At 29.5% G+C, this 17542-nt stretch carries 18 protein-coding genes; all 18 read right to left on the bottom strand.

The features are described 5' to 3' along the window. Nucleotides 1-2: 2 nt before the first annotated feature. On the bottom strand, nucleotides 3-839 hold the full coding sequence (locus C8C83_RS12740; RefSeq protein WP_121328890.1) for a GNAT family N-acetyltransferase: 837 nt from the start codon (nucleotides 837-839) through the stop codon (nucleotides 3-5). A 9-nt stretch (nucleotides 840-848) separates the two neighbouring features. Next, nucleotides 849-1760 carry a polysaccharide deacetylase family protein gene (locus C8C83_RS12735; protein ID WP_121328889.1) on the bottom strand — a complete coding sequence of 304 codons (912 nt, stop codon included), beginning with the start codon at nucleotides 1758-1760 and terminating at the stop codon, nucleotides 849-851. After that, nucleotides 1761-2882, bottom strand: a complete 1122-nt coding sequence (gene neuC, locus C8C83_RS12730) for a UDP-N-acetylglucosamine 2-epimerase (RefSeq protein ID WP_121328888.1) — start codon at nucleotides 2880-2882, stop codon at nucleotides 1761-1763. A gap of 7 nt (nucleotides 2883-2889) precedes the next feature. Then, nucleotides 2890-3933, bottom strand: a complete 1044-nt coding sequence (gene neuB / locus C8C83_RS12725; protein ID WP_121328887.1) for an N-acetylneuraminate synthase — start codon at nucleotides 3931-3933, stop codon at nucleotides 2890-2892. 133 nt (nucleotides 3934-4066) lie between these two features. Beyond that, nucleotides 4067-4741 (bottom strand): acylneuraminate cytidylyltransferase family protein, encoded by a 675-nt coding sequence (locus tag C8C83_RS12720; protein WP_132011765.1) that lies wholly within the window; start codon nucleotides 4739-4741, stop codon nucleotides 4067-4069. Beyond that, nucleotides 4741-5835 carry a glycosyltransferase family 4 protein gene (locus C8C83_RS12715; RefSeq protein WP_121328886.1) on the bottom strand — a complete coding sequence of 365 codons (1095 nt, stop codon included), beginning with the start codon at nucleotides 5833-5835 and terminating at the stop codon, nucleotides 4741-4743. The genes C8C83_RS12720 and C8C83_RS12715 overlap by 1 nt, the downstream gene beginning before the upstream one ends. Before the next feature lie 42 nt (nucleotides 5836-5877). Then, entirely contained in the window at nucleotides 5878-6954 is a 1077-nt protein-coding gene (locus tag C8C83_RS12710) for a glycosyltransferase family A protein (protein ID WP_121328885.1), read from the bottom strand. A gap of 6 nt (nucleotides 6955-6960) precedes the next feature. Further along, complete coding sequence (locus C8C83_RS12705; protein WP_121328884.1) at nucleotides 6961-7842, bottom strand: beta-1,6-N-acetylglucosaminyltransferase; 882 nt, start codon at nucleotides 7840-7842, stop codon at nucleotides 6961-6963. A gap of 4 nt (nucleotides 7843-7846) precedes the next feature. Beyond that, on the bottom strand, nucleotides 7847-8866 hold the full coding sequence (locus C8C83_RS12700; protein ID WP_121328883.1) for a glycosyltransferase family A protein: 1020 nt from the start codon (nucleotides 8864-8866) through the stop codon (nucleotides 7847-7849). After that, nucleotides 8857-9999: a glycosyltransferase family 4 protein gene (locus tag C8C83_RS12695; RefSeq protein WP_121328882.1), complete on the bottom strand. Its 1143-nt coding sequence runs from the start codon at nucleotides 9997-9999 to the stop codon at nucleotides 8857-8859. Before C8C83_RS12695 ends, C8C83_RS12700 begins: the two co-directional genes overlap by 10 nt. A 2-nt stretch (nucleotides 10000-10001) precedes the next feature. Further along, the gene (locus C8C83_RS12690; RefSeq protein ID WP_121328881.1) at nucleotides 10002-10706 is read right to left on the bottom strand and encodes a methyltransferase domain-containing protein; all 705 of its coding nucleotides are present in this window, start codon (nucleotides 10704-10706) and stop codon (nucleotides 10002-10004) included. A 22-nt stretch (nucleotides 10707-10728) separates the two neighbouring features. Beyond that, on the bottom strand, nucleotides 10729-11667 hold the full coding sequence (locus tag C8C83_RS12685; RefSeq protein WP_132011764.1) for a glycosyltransferase: 939 nt from the start codon (nucleotides 11665-11667) through the stop codon (nucleotides 10729-10731). An 8-nt stretch (nucleotides 11668-11675) separates the two neighbouring features. Then, nucleotides 11676-12752 carry a glycosyltransferase gene (locus C8C83_RS12680; protein WP_121328879.1) on the bottom strand — a complete coding sequence of 359 codons (1077 nt, stop codon included), beginning with the start codon at nucleotides 12750-12752 and terminating at the stop codon, nucleotides 11676-11678. A 196-nt stretch (nucleotides 12753-12948) separates the two neighbouring features. Further along, the gene (locus tag C8C83_RS12675) at nucleotides 12949-13848 is read right to left on the bottom strand and encodes a glycosyltransferase (RefSeq protein ID WP_121328878.1); all 900 of its coding nucleotides are present in this window, start codon (nucleotides 13846-13848) and stop codon (nucleotides 12949-12951) included. Next, a complete protein-coding gene (locus C8C83_RS12670) occupies nucleotides 13841-14998 on the bottom strand; it encodes a TDP-N-acetylfucosamine:lipid II N-acetylfucosaminyltransferase (RefSeq protein WP_121328877.1) in 1158 nt (385 codons plus the stop codon). The genes C8C83_RS12675 and C8C83_RS12670 overlap by 8 nt, the downstream gene beginning before the upstream one ends. A 91-nt stretch (nucleotides 14999-15089) precedes the next feature. Continuing rightward, nucleotides 15090-16223 (bottom strand): dTDP-4-amino-4,6-dideoxygalactose transaminase, encoded by a 1134-nt coding sequence (rffA, locus tag C8C83_RS12665; protein ID WP_121328876.1) that lies wholly within the window; start codon nucleotides 16221-16223, stop codon nucleotides 15090-15092. Further along, the gene (locus tag C8C83_RS12660) at nucleotides 16223-16852 is read right to left on the bottom strand and encodes an acetyltransferase (RefSeq protein WP_121328875.1); all 630 of its coding nucleotides are present in this window, start codon (nucleotides 16850-16852) and stop codon (nucleotides 16223-16225) included. The genes rffA and C8C83_RS12660 overlap by 1 nt, the downstream gene beginning before the upstream one ends. Further along, nucleotides 16849-17541 carry a WbqC family protein gene (locus C8C83_RS12655; RefSeq protein ID WP_121328874.1) on the bottom strand — a complete coding sequence of 231 codons (693 nt, stop codon included), beginning with the start codon at nucleotides 17539-17541 and terminating at the stop codon, nucleotides 16849-16851. The genes C8C83_RS12660 and C8C83_RS12655 overlap by 4 nt, the downstream gene beginning before the upstream one ends. Nucleotide 17542 lies beyond the last annotated feature (1 nt).

Here is a 17542-nt window from a genome sequence, read left to right as displayed (position 1 = left end):
TTTTATTTTAAACTACCTATTCGACCGTGATCAGAATAAGATCTATGTACTATAAATTCATTATCTAAAGGAAGTTCTGAAAGAAAAGTAATATCACAAAAATAATTTTCCTCAAGAGGATTCAACCTCCATGGCACGATACTTTCATGGTCTAATACCCAATTATTTTTCTCTAAATCTTTAACTTTTAAGTCATTCCAAGATGTTATATAATCTATCCATAAATAGCCTAGTGACCATGCTTCTTCTTCCAATTTCTGGAGATTATTAACATCTACAACTCTCAATCCTCCCACATTTTCCTGACTAACTGCTGTAGAACCATCACTAAGAACAATTCCTTTTAAGGATGGCTGCCTAAAATAATGTGTTTCTTTTTGTATCAAATGATCAACATCAACTGTAATCTCTTTACAAACGTTATCAATTGTTTTTACTTCGCAATTTGGATTTATTTTTACATATCTAACCAAATCATAGTAACGAATCCAGCGCATATTTCTATACAATCCTAATCCTGCTGCATTTGCTGCAGTAGCTGCTAAAGGATAATATTGTCTCGCCAGTTCATATAATTTACCTAAAACACCTTTCCCTCGGCATTCTTCGTTTAGATATACATTTATAATCCATGCTAAACCTCCACCAAAATTAGCTCCCACATGTCCAACTACTTCACCTTTGTCATTTAAACAAATAAAAGAGCGTCCATATTTTTCATCTCCATATTGCCAATCCCAAAACTCTTTTTGATGAAGAGGATGATTCTCTCTATATATAATTTTAAAAAAAGTTAATAGGATGTCCCAATCTTCGATTGTAGCTTCTCTAGTTATCATAATATTTTTCTATCTATAATTTTTACCTCCGGGAAGATCATTACAGTCAAATCTATTTAATAGTAATTGATTTTCTGCAAAAGTATTTTTCCCTCTTTTTGTTGTAAATCCTATTTGGTATCCTTCTTCTTTTGCAAAGGCAGCAACCTCATTTGTGCACGTTTCCGCAGTTCCGTATGGATATGATACCATATCTATATTTGAATTGGTTAATTTTTGCAAAAATGTTTTTGAATTTTCTAATTCAAATTTAATAACATCAGAAGTCTGCAAACCTAACGGACAATGACTATGTGTATGACTTCCGAGACAATTTATTTTTGCCAGTTCTTTAATATTATATTCTGACATATATAATGAAGATAAAACCTCATCTTCATTAAAATAGATATCAAACAACTCTTTTACAATTTTTTCCTGCTGATTGAAAGTCAATTTAAAATTCAGAATATATTTTAGAACGGCACTATTTTTATCATCATAAATATAAGTTGCCTCAGCTTTATCTTTTTCTGAATTGGAAAAACTAAAACCATCAATATTATAAATTTTTTCTAAAAATTCAGAAGTAGAAATAATCGATCTTAGAAGATGAATTTTATGAACTGTACTCACCTTTTTTTCTTGATGATTCATTGAATTAACAAAAAATATTGCCTGAATATCAAGTTCATCTAAAATAGGGACTGCAAAATCAAACTGCTCTTTCAATCCATCATCAAAAGTAATTAAGAACTTATTTTCCGAAGATTGCAATATTCCATCTATATCTTTTAGCAGTTCTTTTGGTTTAATAATATCTCCTTCATTTTTAAGTAACAATAACTGCTCTTTAAATTTTAATGGAGTTACGCCAAATATGCTTGGATATTTAGCGTCAAAATTATTTCTGATATAGTGGTAATTACTTACTGTTAACATCTAACTATCTCTGAATTGTTTTTGGTGATTAAGTTGCCAAAGATCGTTTTTTAAAAGTGATTCCAGAAATAATTGTGTACTATTTCCATCTCCATATTCTGCATCTGAAATCTGAACATGATGGGTATCAATTATCGACAATGCTTCTTTAATACTATCAAAAGTGTAGTCTACATTTACAATATCTGCATGAACTGAGCGGTTATTTTGTCTGGTACCAATGTTTATAATAGGAATTCCGTAATAAGGAGCTTCGCGAATTCCTGCACTACTGTTACCAATTATAAATTGGCTATTTTTTAATAAAGTAAGGAAATACTCAAATCGCAATGATGGAAAAATCCTAAATCTTGAATTATCTTTTATTCGATTGTAAGCATCAATAATAAACTGACTTCCTAAATCATTGTTTGGAAAAATAACAACATAATTATGAGTATCACTAAGTAATGAACTTACAAAATCGTCTGCATACTTTTGCATATGCCTAAACTCGGTTGTAACCGGATGAAACATGACGATAGCATATTGATCAAAATCAATTTGATAATATTCTTTAACTGTGTCAAGTTGCGGTAATTGATCCGAAAACATAATATCGATATCCGGCGAACCAATTTCAAAAACAGATTCGGGAATTTCGCCCATTTGCAAAAGTCGTTTCTTAGCTTCGGCATTTGAGGTAAAATGAATATGACTTAATTTGCTCACGCTATGTCTGATCAATTCATCTACAGTTCCGGATATTTCGCCTCCTTCTATATGTGTAACAAGAATATTATTAAGAGAACCAACTATTGCACCTGCAAGTGTTTCAACACGATCTCCATGAACTACAATCATATCCGGATTAATCTCTTTGCAATAACCTGATAAGCCTTCAATAGTTTTTGCAAGAGTTAAATCCATTGTGGTTTCGTGCGTATAATTTTCGAATACATGAATGTTTTTAAAATTGCAACGCTCGATTTCAATTAAAGTATAACCATATTCCTCTTGCAAATGCATGCCTGTAACAAATACAAAAACTTCAAACTCTTCTTGCTTTTCAAGAATTGAAATCAATGATTTAATTTTTCCAAAATCAGCCCGGGTTCCGGTTAAAAAAAGGATTTTTTTCATTATTATTTTATTGAATATCCTCCCAAGTTAATTGTTCGTCATTCTCTATATTTCGTGTCGCAGTTTTACCTATTAAATCATTAAAATGTTCTGCTAATATTTTGCCTGTTCCCGGACGTTTTACCCATATGTTTTCTTTTGTAAAAACATCTCCTTTTTTAATTGGAGTAATTGTACAAACTGTAGCAAAAGCAAAATCGATTGTAACTTGCTCTTCCTTCGCTGGTTCCTTAGATCCACCGCGCATTTGAGCAATTTCGGCAGAACCAATAATTAATTCCTGACATGCTTTTTCATCCATACTGCATACAATATCCGGACCTGTTCGCTGCATATGATCTGTAAAATGGCGTTCAAGAATACTTGCTCCCAAAGCAACTGCTCCTAAACAGGCATTATTATTTAAAGTATGATCGCTTAGTCCAAAAACCTTATCCGGAAATGCTTCGTGTAATTGCGTCATCGCACCAAATCTTACTAAATGAATTGGTGTTGGATATAAATTAGTGGTATGTAATAATGCAACTGGCACTTTGTGTTTATCAAAAATTGCCACTGCTTTCTGAACACTTTCTATGGTATTCATTCCGGTACTTAAAATAACTGGTTTTCCAAAAGAAGCAATGTGTTCCAGCAAAGGATAATTATTACATTCACCTGAACCAATTTTATAAGCAGGAATATCAAATTTCTTAAGCCTTTCTGCTGCTGCACGAGAAAATGGTGTCGAAATAAAAATCATGCCTTTACTTTCTACATAATTTTTAAGTTCAAGTTCATCAGCTTCATTTAAAGAACAACGCTCCATAATTTCATAAATAGAAACATCTGCATTTCCGGGAATTACTTTTTTTGCAGCTCCACTCATTTCATCCTCTACAATATGTGTCTGATGTTTTACGACCTCAACACCTGCTCTTTGCGCTGCATCGACCATTTCCTTAGCTACTTTTAGAGATCCTTCATGGTTAATTCCTATCTCTGCAATTACTAAAGGTGCGTAATCTGCCCCAACTTTTCGACCTGCTATTTCTATGTATGGATTCTTCATTCCTAAATAAATATACTTTTAAATTTATTGTTTTTTAAAACTACTAATTGTTTCTTTTTTATCTGTTCATATCATTGAAAAAGAGTTACTATGAAAACAATAATCCACGCTCTTTTAAGATTAAAAACAAATATTATTTTTTATCATTTATCATTGTATTGATAAAATTTGCATAATCTAAATCCTCTAAGGTATCGATATCAACTTTTGCAAAAGCATGCTCCACTTCTAGTGGAAAAGCATTTTCTGAAATTACAATACCACTCATAATCAAGTGCGTTTTTGTAATATATAATAATCCATTTTCAAAAAAAAGTGGTTCCAAATCCTGACTTCTTTGTCCAATTGTATAATTGAAAGGTTGATATTTGCCTTCTATTATTTTTCCAAATTTCTGATGATTCCTTGAAACAGTAAACAAGCTATCATAACCTTTACTATTATAAATCTCAAATGCTTCATTCAACAAATTATCCGGTCGCAAAGGATTTGTGGCTTGTAATAAAACTACATTTTCGACATCACTTGTATCAATAGATTCCAAAACATGTTTAAGTGCCGAAATAGTAGGTTCTAAATCTCCTGAAATTGATGCTGGTCTATCAATAACTTTCGCACCAAATTGTAATGCAATTTTTTTTATCTCAACATTATCTGTTGAGACATAAATGTCATCGATTAGTGTTTTATTCTTTTGGGCATAAATAATAGAATGCGCTAATAAAGGCAAACCATCAAAAATCTGAATGTTTTTTTCAGGAATACGTTTTGAGCCTCCACGTGCCGGAATTATAGCAATTGTTTTCATTAGCTCAAGTTCTTTTTAGCATTTTCAATTATTGTATTCATAGTCTTGTTCCAATTTTGCATGGAATATAAATTTTCAGGAATAGTAAAATTATTGCGCTCATCCTGATATAAAAATTCTTGTATTGCTTCAATCCAATCTTCTGTAAAGTTTGGGTTGTCAATTAATTTTCCAAGTTTTCCGTATTGCAAAACCTCTGGAACTCCACCATTTGCAGAAGCGATACAATAGCAACCACAATGTAAGGCTTCAATTAAACTCATTCCAAAACCTTCATGACAAAGCGTAGAAAACAAATAACAATCGGCAATTTGATAATATTGAGGTAAATCATCATTAGGAATCTTTCCTAAAAAAGAAACTCCGTCGATCTTTACGTCTCGATTTGCTCCAATTATTAGTAGACTAATATCTTTATCTTGAGTATAGATTCTTTTCCATACATTCAGAATAATTTCTAATCCCTTTTTAGGACGGTCTTGCGAACACCAGACAAATACTTTTTTACTGGTAATATTCAGCTTCGTTTTTAACATTGCCTTTTCTTCAATTGATATTTTGTGAAATTTTGAAGTATCAATTCCGTTATGAAGTACTGAAAATTTTGTTGGTAAAATAGTATAATACTCTTTATGTACTTTATAAGAATCGTGGGTTAATAAAACCATTTCATCAATATTTTCAAAAAACCATCTTCCGGTAAAATTCTCGTAAAACGGTGGAAATCCATGATAAAAAAACTGAAGAAAACATTGCTTTCTCTTTCCGTTCTTTTCCAAAAATTCAATAAGAGATTTTACAATTCCAAAATTATCTACAATTTGAATAATGAATTTATCTTCTTTTTCAAGAATTTTGCCAAGAGCCTTAAAATAACCTAAATATGGATTTTTGGAAATTTTCTTTTGTATTTTTAATTCGAAAGTATCAGGAACTAATTGATATTGTATTTCAGGATATAATCGTTCTGGTTTCTCGCAAATAATATAGTCAACTTTATGATTATTACTTAAATAATTATGATATAAAGTTGTCCAGCTTCCAATTTTGGAATAGGGCAAAGGAACTTGTGAAATCAGAATTACTTGAGGCATTTTTTCAGGATTTGCGTAAAAATAATAAAATTTAAATCTTTCTTATTTTTTTATTTTAAAAGTAATTTTTTTTAAATCATCACTGACTTCATAAGTGTAAGGAGAAGTATGATAAAATGAAATTATATGAAGTAAAATCATGTCATTAATTTCTTTTAACGAATAGTATTTTGGAACTTTTTTTCTCAGTAATTTCTTTATTTTATATTTTAAAGAGCCTTGAAAATCATCTTTTATAAAACTAACATTGATAATTCCGTTTTTAAAATTTGCCAATTCATAAAATAAAAAATGAGTTATTACATCTACTTTATTAAGCAATATTTTCTGTGTATGATCTTGTTTTAATTCTTGAAAATCTAATGCTGAAAATTCATTTCCCCAATTTTCATTATTTACCGCTGCCTTTTCATTTTCATTGTTGAATAACAAATGGTGATGATTTATTTGAACCACATTTGTTAGTTGTAAATCTTTTGCAAGAATTTCTGTTTCCTCTCTACGATAACTTTTGTGCCATTGATGAAGCATTAAAATTTCAGTATTATAAAAAATACTTTCTACACCTATCCTTTCTAGTCGATTATGAATATCAATATCCTCAGCTCCCCAAAAATGCAAAAACTCATCATAACCATTAATTTTTCTAATCTGCTCGATAGAAAACAGCGATAATCCCTGAGCACCAACTCCGCTGCTAAAATCGGCAGTATAATTGTCAAATGGCTGTATAGTCAGAGATTCTTTCTCATTCAAAAAACCAACTTTAAAATAATAAGCTTTTAATGGATTTTTTAACTCTTGTAACTTTGCAATAAAATTGGGGCTAAAAATCATGTCCACATCTGCTGTAAAGACATAATCTGTTGTAACATTTCTTAATCCAATATTTATAGCTTTGGCTCTTGACCAAGGCTGAAGTTCTGAAAAATTGTAAATATAGGTTGCAAAAGTATAAGATGAAACAAGTTTTTTAATCTCTGAAGCCGAAGAAATGTTAGAACCATAATCTACCAAAATTACCTTAAAATCATGATTGGTTTGCTCGATTAAAGAATCTAAAGAACGTTTAACGCGGTCTGTTTCTCTATTGCGATAAGGATAAAGTATAGTTAGCATAAAAAATTAAGATCTTAGATTGGTATCGATTTGTTGTAAAAGTTCCTGACTATCATTTTTAAATTTTCTGGCAAAAAAAGATTCATTGTCTCCCATTTCGTTGTGCACAAAATTGCTCTCAAATATATTAAGATGTTTTTCAGATATATAAGCCGGACCCGGATCAACTGACCAATCTACGTAAGTTAAATTACCTTTTAAATTTCCAATGTCAGAATTTCCAATAATAGTTGGTATTAAAATCTCTTCAGAACAATATGAATTTCTAAAAAAACGCTCATATTCGGGATGAGAATCTAAGAATTCTAATATATAGCCAACGGTTGAATGGCTTAAAACCCACCAAGTTGGTCCAAAAAAAACTTTTTGAAACGGAAAATTCTTTTTAGGAAAATATAAGCTAATATTCTTTTCTATTTTTAATAGAATTTTTATCCAAATTGGCTTATTTGGCTTTCTTCTATAAAACAAATCAAAATAAAATCTTGTCACCCAACTTTTTTTCATTTCGGACGGGAAACCTTCTTTTATACTGATAAATTCGCCACCCTCATTTAATTTTGAATATAAAAAATCATTCTTTTTAATGGGATAATCACTTCCGCTTATTAAAGCATAATAATCATAATTCTCTTTAAAAGCTTCCGCCATTAGGTTAAGAATCGCTTTCTGGTGCGACCAGCCAGCCCACCAAACTTTATGTCTTTTGATAAACTGAATGTTATTAAAATCATCCAAATTGGTTGGTATTACAGAATTTTTATCAATGTGTATGTAGAAAAATACATTATTATCTGTAAGTGCCGAAATTAACTTTTTAAGATGATCATAACTGTGATAAGCGGTTATAAGATAGGCGATCTTAATTTTATTCTCTATTTTCTCCATCAATTTATAAATAAGTTTCCGCCTCTTCTTTTGAGAGTCCTTTGGACATTAAAAAGTATTTCATGATTTTTTTATTCAATATGAACTTCCCAAAAAGTCTGCTTTTAATAAAATAAGAAAAAGAAGAACCTGATTTAATCGATTTTAACTCACCTGTATATTCTTTATGATTTTGTTCTATTTTAGAGACTTCATCAAACATCCAATCTTCTATAACATTTCCCATGTGATAAGCATAATTATTGGAAGTAGATAATCTCCAAAAACCATTTCTAACAACTGGAATATCCAAAAATTTAGATTCGCTATTTCCTCCAAGTTTGTAATTTGTATATCGATTTTGTAAATTATCAAAAACAGAAGCTCTGTAAGTTGTAACAAAATGTCCTGCTCCAATAACTGCTTTTTTATCTTGATTTGTTATTGTGAGGTATTTTTTTAATTGAACAGAATTGTAAAAATCAATATTTCCGGCACTATGTGCAAACTTCTTTAATGCTTCCGGATTCTCAACAGTTGCAAATTTTAGTTTTTTAGAAAAAAATAAATCCCAATATATATTTGCCGTATTAGACCTTAAAGATCGTGAAGATGGTGTAGGACATACAGCACCTGTTTTAGGAAAACTTTCAAAAACATCATAGGTTGCTTTTTGCCAATTATCTAAAAAAAGCACATCTGAATCTGAAATAGTAATTAAAGAAAAATTATTCCCGGAAATACCTTTTAAAATCGCATTAAGCTTTCCAATATTAACGGTATGAATTATCTCTTGAATTTTATTTTCTACATATAAACTGTCCAAATAATTCTTTATCAATTCACAACTGCCATTATTTACAATTGTAATAAACGTTTTATCGTGAATTGTAGCAAAAAGGGATTTCAGACATAGTTTCAAAATCTCAAAACCGTCTTTAAAATAATCGTCCTGATTAGGTATATAAACAGGAATAATAATCTGATGATAATAATCTGATGTTTCCTGAACTTTATCTTTATGTGGATTAAAACCTACTCGCATTCTAAAATATTCTTATAAATATCTATAACCTTTATTCTATTACTTGAATAATCTAATCTTTGCATCACTATATTTTCATTTTCAATAGCTGCTTTTTCTACCATTTGAAAATCAGAAATGGCATGTAAAATAAGTGTTTTAATTTCAGAAACGGATTCTGGATTTTCGATTAGAAACCCATTTATTCCATTTGTAATTATTTCTTCGGTTGCTCCACCTGGATTTGACTGTATAGGAAATGCTCCCATTACAATTGCCTCCAAAAGCGTATTAGGCATTCCATCAGAAATGCTATTACCAATATAAAATAACGATTTTCCCATCAACTGCATCAATTCATGATGTGAAAGTTCATGTCTGTCATAAACTTTAAAATTCAATTGATTTGATTTTATATACTCAATTACTTCATTATGCGCTCCAAATACAACCACTTCATAGTCTTGAATTCGATCCTGAATAGTATTTAATGCCTTTATGATATTTAACCCTCTTCCAAGAATATGCTCGTAACCCTTTACTAAAATTATTCTACGCTCTGAAATTGGAATTTTATATGATTGTAACTCATCTAATTTGTACCCTGTTCCTCCTGGAACAACCCCGGAATGAATTCCGGAGAAACCATGTTTTTTGGCCAAGATAAAATCTCGCTGACAATCTGTGTGCAAGAAATCAACTCTTTGCAAAACTTGCTTTATTTTCTTTAAATGTGACGAAAACTGCTGAAAATAGTACAAATCATTTCCCCAACAAGAATATAACCATTTAATTTTTGGATATTTCTGCATTGTTTTAAGAATGGGATAACTGCAATTTTGCATCTCAAAGCTATGAACAATATCTGGCTGAATTTCTAAAATTATTTTTTCTAATTCTTCATTTGCTGTTACTTCAACAAAGGGCAGGATTTTTTCATAGAGAAATGGTGTTTTTTTACTTAAAAAAAATTCTCCTTTTATATGCGGTATTTTCCTCTTCTTCCAATCTGTAAATTGATGTACGGAATCTAAAGTCTCTAACTTGCCTTTTCCTATAACATCAAACCAATACAATTCATAAGAAGTATCTTTTAAATTTTCTATCCAGCGAATTGCATGAATAGACGACATCGAAATTAAAAGTATTTTCATTCTTAATTCATTGGTTTTATAATTGTCCCGGAAAGACCTACAATCATCGTAGATTTATTAAAATTTGATGCTGCCTTATCTTTTTTATATAAAAAACTAATGATAGGTTTTGCAATAAATCTCATCAATTTCTTTTTTCTTCCCCATAAATACATATTTACCCATAAGCCAAGCATTTGTGCCAAAGCAGCATTATAACCTCCCATTGGGTTTATTTTTATGGACGTAAAACCAACTCGTTTAAAAATCATTTCTAAGGAGAAAGGAGTATATCTGTAATAATCATGAGGAACTTCATGCAAAGACATTAAAAAAGGTACTGTAAAAAAGAACATTCCGCCAGGTTTAAGAACTCTTTTAACTTCCGTTAAATATTCATCCGGATTTGGTACATGCTCCAAAACTTCGGTAGAAAATACTACATCAAAACTTGCATCTTCAAAAGGCATAATTTTACCATCCCAAAAAAAATCAGGTCTAACTCCTTCATAATCCAAACTTGATTCAATATCCAAACCTACATAATTCTTTACTTTTTGGTTAGAAAGAATAATTTCTTTGTAGGGCATAGAACCACAACCAGAATCTAAAACTTCTCCTTCGAATACGGGAAATACGTTTGAAACTGCTTTTAAGATTTCACTTCGAACAATATAACTTTCCAGATTTTCTTTTGAAAGTTTAATATTTGTGAATGAGTTGGACATAGCTTAAATTATTTTTGAACTATTATAAAAGTTTGTAACCTTTTTTAAAAAGACTGTAGATAGTAAATCCTACTATTGTTTTTACTATTTCTACATATTGAAAAAGCTGAAATTCGAGAATCAAAAGGTTTTTCAAATAAGAAAATTTATGCTTATCATTCTCGACCAAAGCAGCTCTAAGTACAATTTTATGCCGATTCTTTAAATATGTTTTTAGAACTCTGGAATCTGCTTTCTTGTTTTCCTCTATCAGTAATAAATGTTTCCTGATCGCTTTAAATTCGGATTGTATCTCTTTGAAGTTAAGCTTACTAATTTCATGAGATAATGAATCTTCATGCACACGATATTGAATTAGTGGCTTGTCTACATAAATTATTGAAGGATCCTGATATAACATTCGAAGATTAAAATCCCAATCATCCATATTTGTGATCATTTCGTCAAATAAATATGGTTGCTTTTGTAAAAAACTCTTTTTCCATGTTGGAGTACAAATATAAAAACCAATTTTACCTGTTAAATAATCCTGAATTGTATTTTCAGAAAAGAAAACGTGTTTTTTTTCTATCTTCTTTTTATTAAAATCTATAAATTCTAATGATGAAACGATTAAGTCAGGTAGTTTTGAAAAAAAATTACTTGAAACTTCAAAAGCATCTAAGACAAAAAAATCATCGCTATCAAACCACTTAACGTAATCACCTTTACTCAATTCAAAACCATAATTTCGACATGAGTTTGGACCTTTTGGTCTTTCTTGGGGTCTCTTATGATATTGAAATCTATTATCTCTTTCGATATATTCAGCTAAGATATCAGCGGTATTATCTGTAGAACCATCATCAACAACAATACATTCCCAGTTTTTATAGGTTTGCGTCAAAATGCTGTCAAGAGTTTCACTTATCAAATGAACTCTGTTATATGTTGGAATTATAATCGAGATTAATTCTGGCATCAAAATAATTATTTACTAATTTTTAATTGAATACTTTTCAAATCAGAACTAATCTTGTAGTTATATAAATAATCCTGATAATAAATTACCAAAACTTTTAGAAGCATATCGTTAATCTGTTTTAAGGAATAATATTCCTGAGTTTTAATGCGAAGAAGTTTCTTTATTTTGTATTTCAACGTCAATTGATAAGGATCCTCCTGAAAAATAACATTAATAATTTCAGCATTAGTCTTTGGCAAAATAATATCCAAGAAATTTTCAACCACGTGTTTTTTATTCAATAAAACAATAGATTGATCATTTGAATCTAAAAATTGAAACTCTTTTTCAGTAATTAATTTCCCCCAATTTTCATTGTTAGGTTTTTCGATATGATTCTTTTGATTAAACCTTAGTTTTTGTTTATTAAGATTAAAAACATCTGATAATCTAGGTTCACTTGATAATTTATTATTATCAAAAGTTTCAAAAATTTTATGCCATTGGTGTAAAAGCAAAATTTCATTATTATAAAATTTTGAAGAAAAGCCAGCTTCTTGAAGTCTTAAATGCACATCTTCATCCTCTGCTCCCCAAAAATGAAAAAACTCATCAAATCCTCCAACCTTCAATAATGAATCTAATTTGAATAATGATAAGCCTTGCCCTTCCGGTATACTTTTAGATGCGATAGTATAAAGATCAAATTCTTTAATCTCAACACTTTCATGTTTATCTAAATAACCAACCTGGAAATAAACATTCTCTTTTTTATTTTGCAATTCAAATAGAACATCTACGAATCTTTTATTAAAAATAATGTCTATATCTGCAATAAAAACATATTCTGTTTCTACAAATCTTATCCCTATATTAATTGCTTTAGCACGAGACCAAGGTTGATTATTATGAAAAGAATAAATATACCTTACAAATTCATATTGTTTCAACAATTCTTTAACCGAAGCTGCTATTTCAAAATCAGACCCATAATCAACAAAAACAACATCAAAATCCTTATTCGATTGATTAACCAAAGAATCTAAAGATCTTTTGATTCTTTGTAATTCTCTGTTTTTAAAAGGATATATTATGGTTATCATTAATTAAAAAAAATTAAAATTTTATTTATTCTCAAATTTTAAGCAACATGATCTGTCTAATCAGGACTTCTATATTTTGCTGTAATACATTCTTAATTATCATTAGCTTGCGCTAAAGCAAATTATATGTATTTATCTAAAGATTGTTACAAATTATAGTATAAACACATTACTTAAATACATTATAATTAGTCCTCTATACGAAAAGCGATTTCAATTTAAACCTGATATTATATCTTGGAAAAGCAATTATGCTTTTAAAAAAGAAATAATATTTAATACAAAATTGATTCTTCGTTTTAGCCCTTTCAAATCTTGAATAATAATAATTGGACTTGAGTTTATTAATTTGCAAGGCTGTAAAATTATCTATTGCAAGGCTAAATCTCTTTCTTCTTTCGTAGGCATTTATCATGGTATAAAAATGCCAATATTGCGCTTTATAGAGATTTTCGTTTGCCGAAATACTATTGCCATGAATTCGATAATGATACAAAACTTTGTCTATAAATAAATGTTTTCCTTGCTCTTCTAATTTGTAATATAGATCTTGATCAACAGCACGTTTCATCCTAAAATCTATACCAATAGATTTTAAAAAACATTCTTTTTTAAAAGTAGCAAAATGAGTTAGAGCTCCTTCTCCAAAAGTTAAATAAGATTTGCCTAATGGAATGCTACAACCGTGTGAGCTTACATTTTTAAAACTCATATTTAAATCTACTAAATCATATTTAGAAGTAATAATTGCAACTTCTGGATTGGTTTTATGCTTTTCAACCATTATTCGCAAAGCATCATTTGTAATTGCATCATCAGGATCTAAAAATCCTAAGATCTCTCCCTTAGCTAATTGTGCACATCTATTTTTAGTATAACCACAACCTCTATTTATAGGATTAGCAAACAATTTAAATCTAGAATCACCTTTAATTATATTTTCAATAACCGCAACCGAATCATCTGTAGAACAATCATCTACAATAATTATTTCCCAATTTTGATACGTTTGATCAAGAATGCTTGAATAGCAATCTTTAAAAAAATGTCCATTATTGTAATTAGCTATTAAAATTGAAAATAATTGATTAGACATTAATTCTGTAGATTTGATTTTGCAATTCGACAGCTAACTTTTCTTGATTTAAAAGACTAAATAAAATAGTTTTGTTGTGCTCAACTTGTTCTAAAGATAAAAATTGATTACAACTTTGCTCATTTAAATCTGTTTCATAACAATAAATATATATTCCTGTACGCTTTAAAAAATCATAAAATGAATTTTGCTTGCTCAAAAACACTTTTGCTCCCAACCATAATAATGCAATTGTATTACCAATAGCTTGTTGTCTTCTGTTATTAAAAATTGCAATACCAACTTCTTCCAAAATTGTATTGTATTCTTGTAAAGAAATGAATTGGCGTAAAGGAAGAAATTTATCTGAAAAATGGAGTTGACCTTCATTCAAAATAATGTCAATATATCTTGAGTCACCATAATTTAAGGGAACGACAATCTGCTCTGCAATTAAATTAAAACTTTTAATTTTGTCAAAAACATCTAAATGATTTCCTGTATTAGTCCCTGAATTTCCAATTAAAATAGTTTTCTTTAATGGTTTAAAAGATGCTGAGACATTTAGAATTTGCTCGATAGGATAATACCAATAATCAAAAAAATACTTTTTCTCTTTAATCAACTTACTCACGAAATCGAATTCTTCCTTAAAAGAGCTTCCTAAAAAATCAATTCGTTTTATTACTTTTCTTTTATATTCTTGAGAAGAGAGCGGTAGTCTTTTATTAACTAATCGATAATATGGCCTAATCAGCTCTTTTATTCTTTTCTTTTGAGAAACTTGTAAGTCTGGAAATTTACTCCAAGTAATCTTATCAAATAAATTTTGAGTTTTATAATAGTTCTTATCATTATACACTTCAAAACCAAAACAAAACCAGACAACTGGATTTTCTTTCGGTAATTGTAAGACAAAATCATAAAATGGAACTGATAAACTATGCAACACAACTATAACAGATTTTTCAATTGTCTCTGCAATGTTTATTAATTGTTTCTTAGTACATGGATGAACAAACTCTTGAGGTTTCACGTGTACAAAATCAGTTTTGATTTGAGATTGTACTACATAAAAAGTATTACATCCGGAAAAGCAAAATTCAAACTGCATAATTGCAGAATTAATAAACTTTTCATCTTCACAGATATGAATTATTTTAACTGACATTAACTAAAAATTCTTAAAATAAATTTAATTCATTCATCTCTAATTGTGCTACATCATTGTAAAATAGGTCCCGAAAAATAACATTTCTATCTTACTCATTCTTTATTGTTGATATGATTAGCTCAATATCTTTCGTTGAAAGCTCGTAGTAAAATGGTAAACGTAATAGTCTATCAGAATAATAATTGCTCCAAAACAAGTCTTCTCCATCATACTTCTCAATATAATAAGGGCTTTTATGCAAGCTTAGATAATGAAAAACAGCATGAATATTTTTACTTTTTAAGCGAGAGATACATTCAATTCTTTTCTCTTCTGATTTAAAAATCAGATAAAACATATGCGCATTATTAGTTGCATAATTAGGAATTTGAGGCAATTGAAAGTCGTAATTATTTTCGCCTTCACTTAAGCTTTTATAATACTTGTCCCAAATTGTTTTGCGCTTTTGTTGGATATTATCCAAGTGTTCAATTTGTGCCCATAAAAAGGCTGCAATTATCTCAGAAGGCAAAAATGATGACCCAATATCAACCCATCCATATTTATCTATCTCACCTCTAAAAAAAGCAGAACGATTTGTTCCTTTTTCCCAAATAATTTCAGCTCTCTTCTCAAATTGTTTATCATTAATGACCAGCATTCCTCCCTCACCTGAAATTATATTTTTTGTTTCATGAAAAGAAAATGCGGCTAAATGTCCTATAGAACCTAAAGCCTTTTTTATACCATCTTTTCCAATATAAAAACTGTCTATTGCTTGTGCTGCATCTTCTATAACAAATAAATTATGGCGACATGCAATTTCCATTATAGCATCCATATCACAAGCAATTCCAGAATAATGTACTGGAACAATTGCTTTCGTTTTTACCGAAATTAAGGATTCAATACTACTTACATCAATATTTGGATTGTCAGCATTAGAATCAGCGAAAATAATTTTTGCACCTCTTAACACAAAAGCATTTGCAGTAGAAACAAAAGTATAAGATGGAATTATTACCTCATCTCCCGGCTGAATGTTAATTAAAATCGCCGCCATTTCTAAGGCATCTGTACAAGATGTCGTTAGTAAGCATTTTCCAAAACCATAGTTTTCTTCAAAAAATTGCTGACACAATTGAGTGTATTTACCGTTCCCAGAAATTTTGCCGGATGCAACTGCGTCTTCAATATATCTGGTTTCACTACCTGTTAGATAAGGTTTATTAAAATTTATCATTATTTTACAAATCGCACTGGATTACCAACATATAACCCATTTTTATCTATTGATTTTATAACTAAGGATCCTGCTCCTATTTGGGTTTTACTAACAATATCAACATTGTCTACAATTGTTGAATTGATGCCTAAAAAACATTGTTCTTTAATAGTAACAAATCCCGCAATAGCAACTCTTGGTGACAAAAAAGAATGTGCCCCAATAATTGTATCGTGTGCAATCGTGCATCCAATATTCAAAATCACATTTTCTTTAATTATTGACTTAGCATCAATTATACAGCCTGGATAAATTACACATCCTCTTTCGATTAAAGCAGTTGAATCAATTAAAGCAGTTGAATGTATCAATTTTCCAAACGGAATTTTATTTTTAAATTCCTCAAAAATCTTTTTTTTATATGCCAGATGTTTATATCCTATTCCTATCAATAATTCATCAAACTGTTTCAGTTCAAAGGCTTTCTCAACGTCTTTTATTTTACCAATTACAGGAATCAAATTTATCATCTTTTCAAGACAAAAATCATCAAAAAAAACAATCTTGCTATATTGATGATCAGATAAAGCATAATGTGCAATTTGTTGACCTAAATCTCCTGAACCAAGAATGGCAAGTACTTTCATTTATTAAATTTTAAAAAATCTTTAGAATTAGACCCTTCGTTAAAGATTAAGTCCAAAATAGAAACAGAATGTTCAAATGGCTCATGCATTTGATGGTACTCTGGATAATTTGAATAATCAATATAATGAATTTTCACTCCTTCCTTATCAAAAATTTGTTCATTCATATATGCTTTAGCAGCAGGCCCTGAATAATAATCTGTACCATTTAAATTTAAACAAATATCTAATAATCGCTCTGAGCGTTCATTTTTAAGTTCAAATTCAGAGGAAAAACGGAAATTAGTTTGAATCTTCAATATTTCACAAATAGCAAAAATAAATCTAAAGTTTATTTCCGAAAGATAAAGTGACGTAGAATTTAAGTATAGATCTTCAAAAAAATCTTTAAAATCTAAAAACCTTCTAGCTTTACTATAATTTTGCTTTATAATATTCCAATGATCCTTATTCCAATTCTTATCAGATATTTTGGTTTCATTTATCTTTTGAAAATATTTTCCCTTGACTTCAACAGGAATTGTTAACCATTTATTCCCATTAGAAGTTCTTATTATATTCCTGTTTCTCCAATCCCTTCTGGTAAATTGCATATCATCATATATCACAAATTCATCTGCTAGTGAAATAGCATCAAAATATCCTTTCCATGGTATATAATTTGATTGGGTAATTAGAATATTCTTCATT

The organism is Flavobacterium sp. 90 (assembly GCF_004339525.1).
Lineage (GTDB): Bacteria > Bacteroidota > Bacteroidia > Flavobacteriales > Flavobacteriaceae > Flavobacterium.
This window is presented reverse-complemented; position numbering and strand designations above follow the sequence as displayed.

Coding starts and splice junctions, on each gene's coding strand:
- C8C83_RS12740 (WP_121328890.1), bottom strand. CDS start 839: ATGATAACTAGAGAAGCTACAATCGAAGATTGGGACATCCTATTAACT.
- C8C83_RS12735 (WP_121328889.1), bottom strand. CDS start 1,760: ATGTTAACAGTAAGTAATTACCACTATATCAGAAATAATTTTGACGCT.
- neuC (WP_121328888.1), bottom strand. CDS start 2,882: ATGAAAAAAATCCTTTTTTTAACCGGAACCCGGGCTGATTTTGGAAAA.
- neuB (WP_121328887.1), bottom strand. CDS start 3,933: ATGAAGAATCCATACATAGAAATAGCAGGTCGAAAAGTTGGGGCAGAT.
- C8C83_RS12720 (WP_132011765.1), bottom strand. CDS start 4,741: ATGAAAACAATTGCTATAATTCCGGCACGTGGAGGCTCAAAACGTATT.
- C8C83_RS12715 (WP_121328886.1), bottom strand. CDS start 5,835: ATGCCTCAAGTAATTCTGATTTCACAAGTTCCTTTGCCCTATTCCAAA.
- C8C83_RS12710 (WP_121328885.1), bottom strand. CDS start 6,954: ATGCTAACTATACTTTATCCTTATCGCAATAGAGAAACAGACCGCGTT.
- C8C83_RS12705 (WP_121328884.1), bottom strand. CDS start 7,842: ATGGAGAAAATAGAGAATAAAATTAAGATCGCCTATCTTATAACCGCT.
- C8C83_RS12700 (WP_121328883.1), bottom strand. CDS start 8,866: ATGCGAGTAGGTTTTAATCCACATAAAGATAAAGTTCAGGAAACATCA.
- C8C83_RS12695 (WP_121328882.1), bottom strand. CDS start 9,999: ATGAAAATACTTTTAATTTCGATGTCGTCTATTCATGCAATTCGCTGG.
- C8C83_RS12690 (WP_121328881.1), bottom strand. CDS start 10,706: ATGTCCAACTCATTCACAAATATTAAACTTTCAAAAGAAAATCTGGAA.
- C8C83_RS12685 (WP_132011764.1), bottom strand. CDS start 11,667: ATGCCAGAATTAATCTCGATTATAATTCCAACATATAACAGAGTTCAT.
- C8C83_RS12680 (WP_121328879.1), bottom strand. CDS start 12,752: ATGATAACCATAATATATCCTTTTAAAAACAGAGAATTACAAAGAATC.
- C8C83_RS12675 (WP_121328878.1), bottom strand. CDS start 13,848: ATGTCTAATCAATTATTTTCAATTTTAATAGCTAATTACAATAATGGA.
- C8C83_RS12670 (WP_121328877.1), bottom strand. CDS start 14,998: ATGTCAGTTAAAATAATTCATATCTGTGAAGATGAAAAGTTTATTAAT.
- rffA (WP_121328876.1), bottom strand. CDS start 16,223: ATGATAAATTTTAATAAACCTTATCTAACAGGTAGTGAAACCAGATAT.
- C8C83_RS12660 (WP_121328875.1), bottom strand. CDS start 16,852: ATGAAAGTACTTGCCATTCTTGGTTCAGGAGATTTAGGTCAACAAATT.
- C8C83_RS12655 (WP_121328874.1), bottom strand. CDS start 17,541: ATGAAGAATATTCTAATTACCCAATCAAATTATATACCATGGAAAGGA.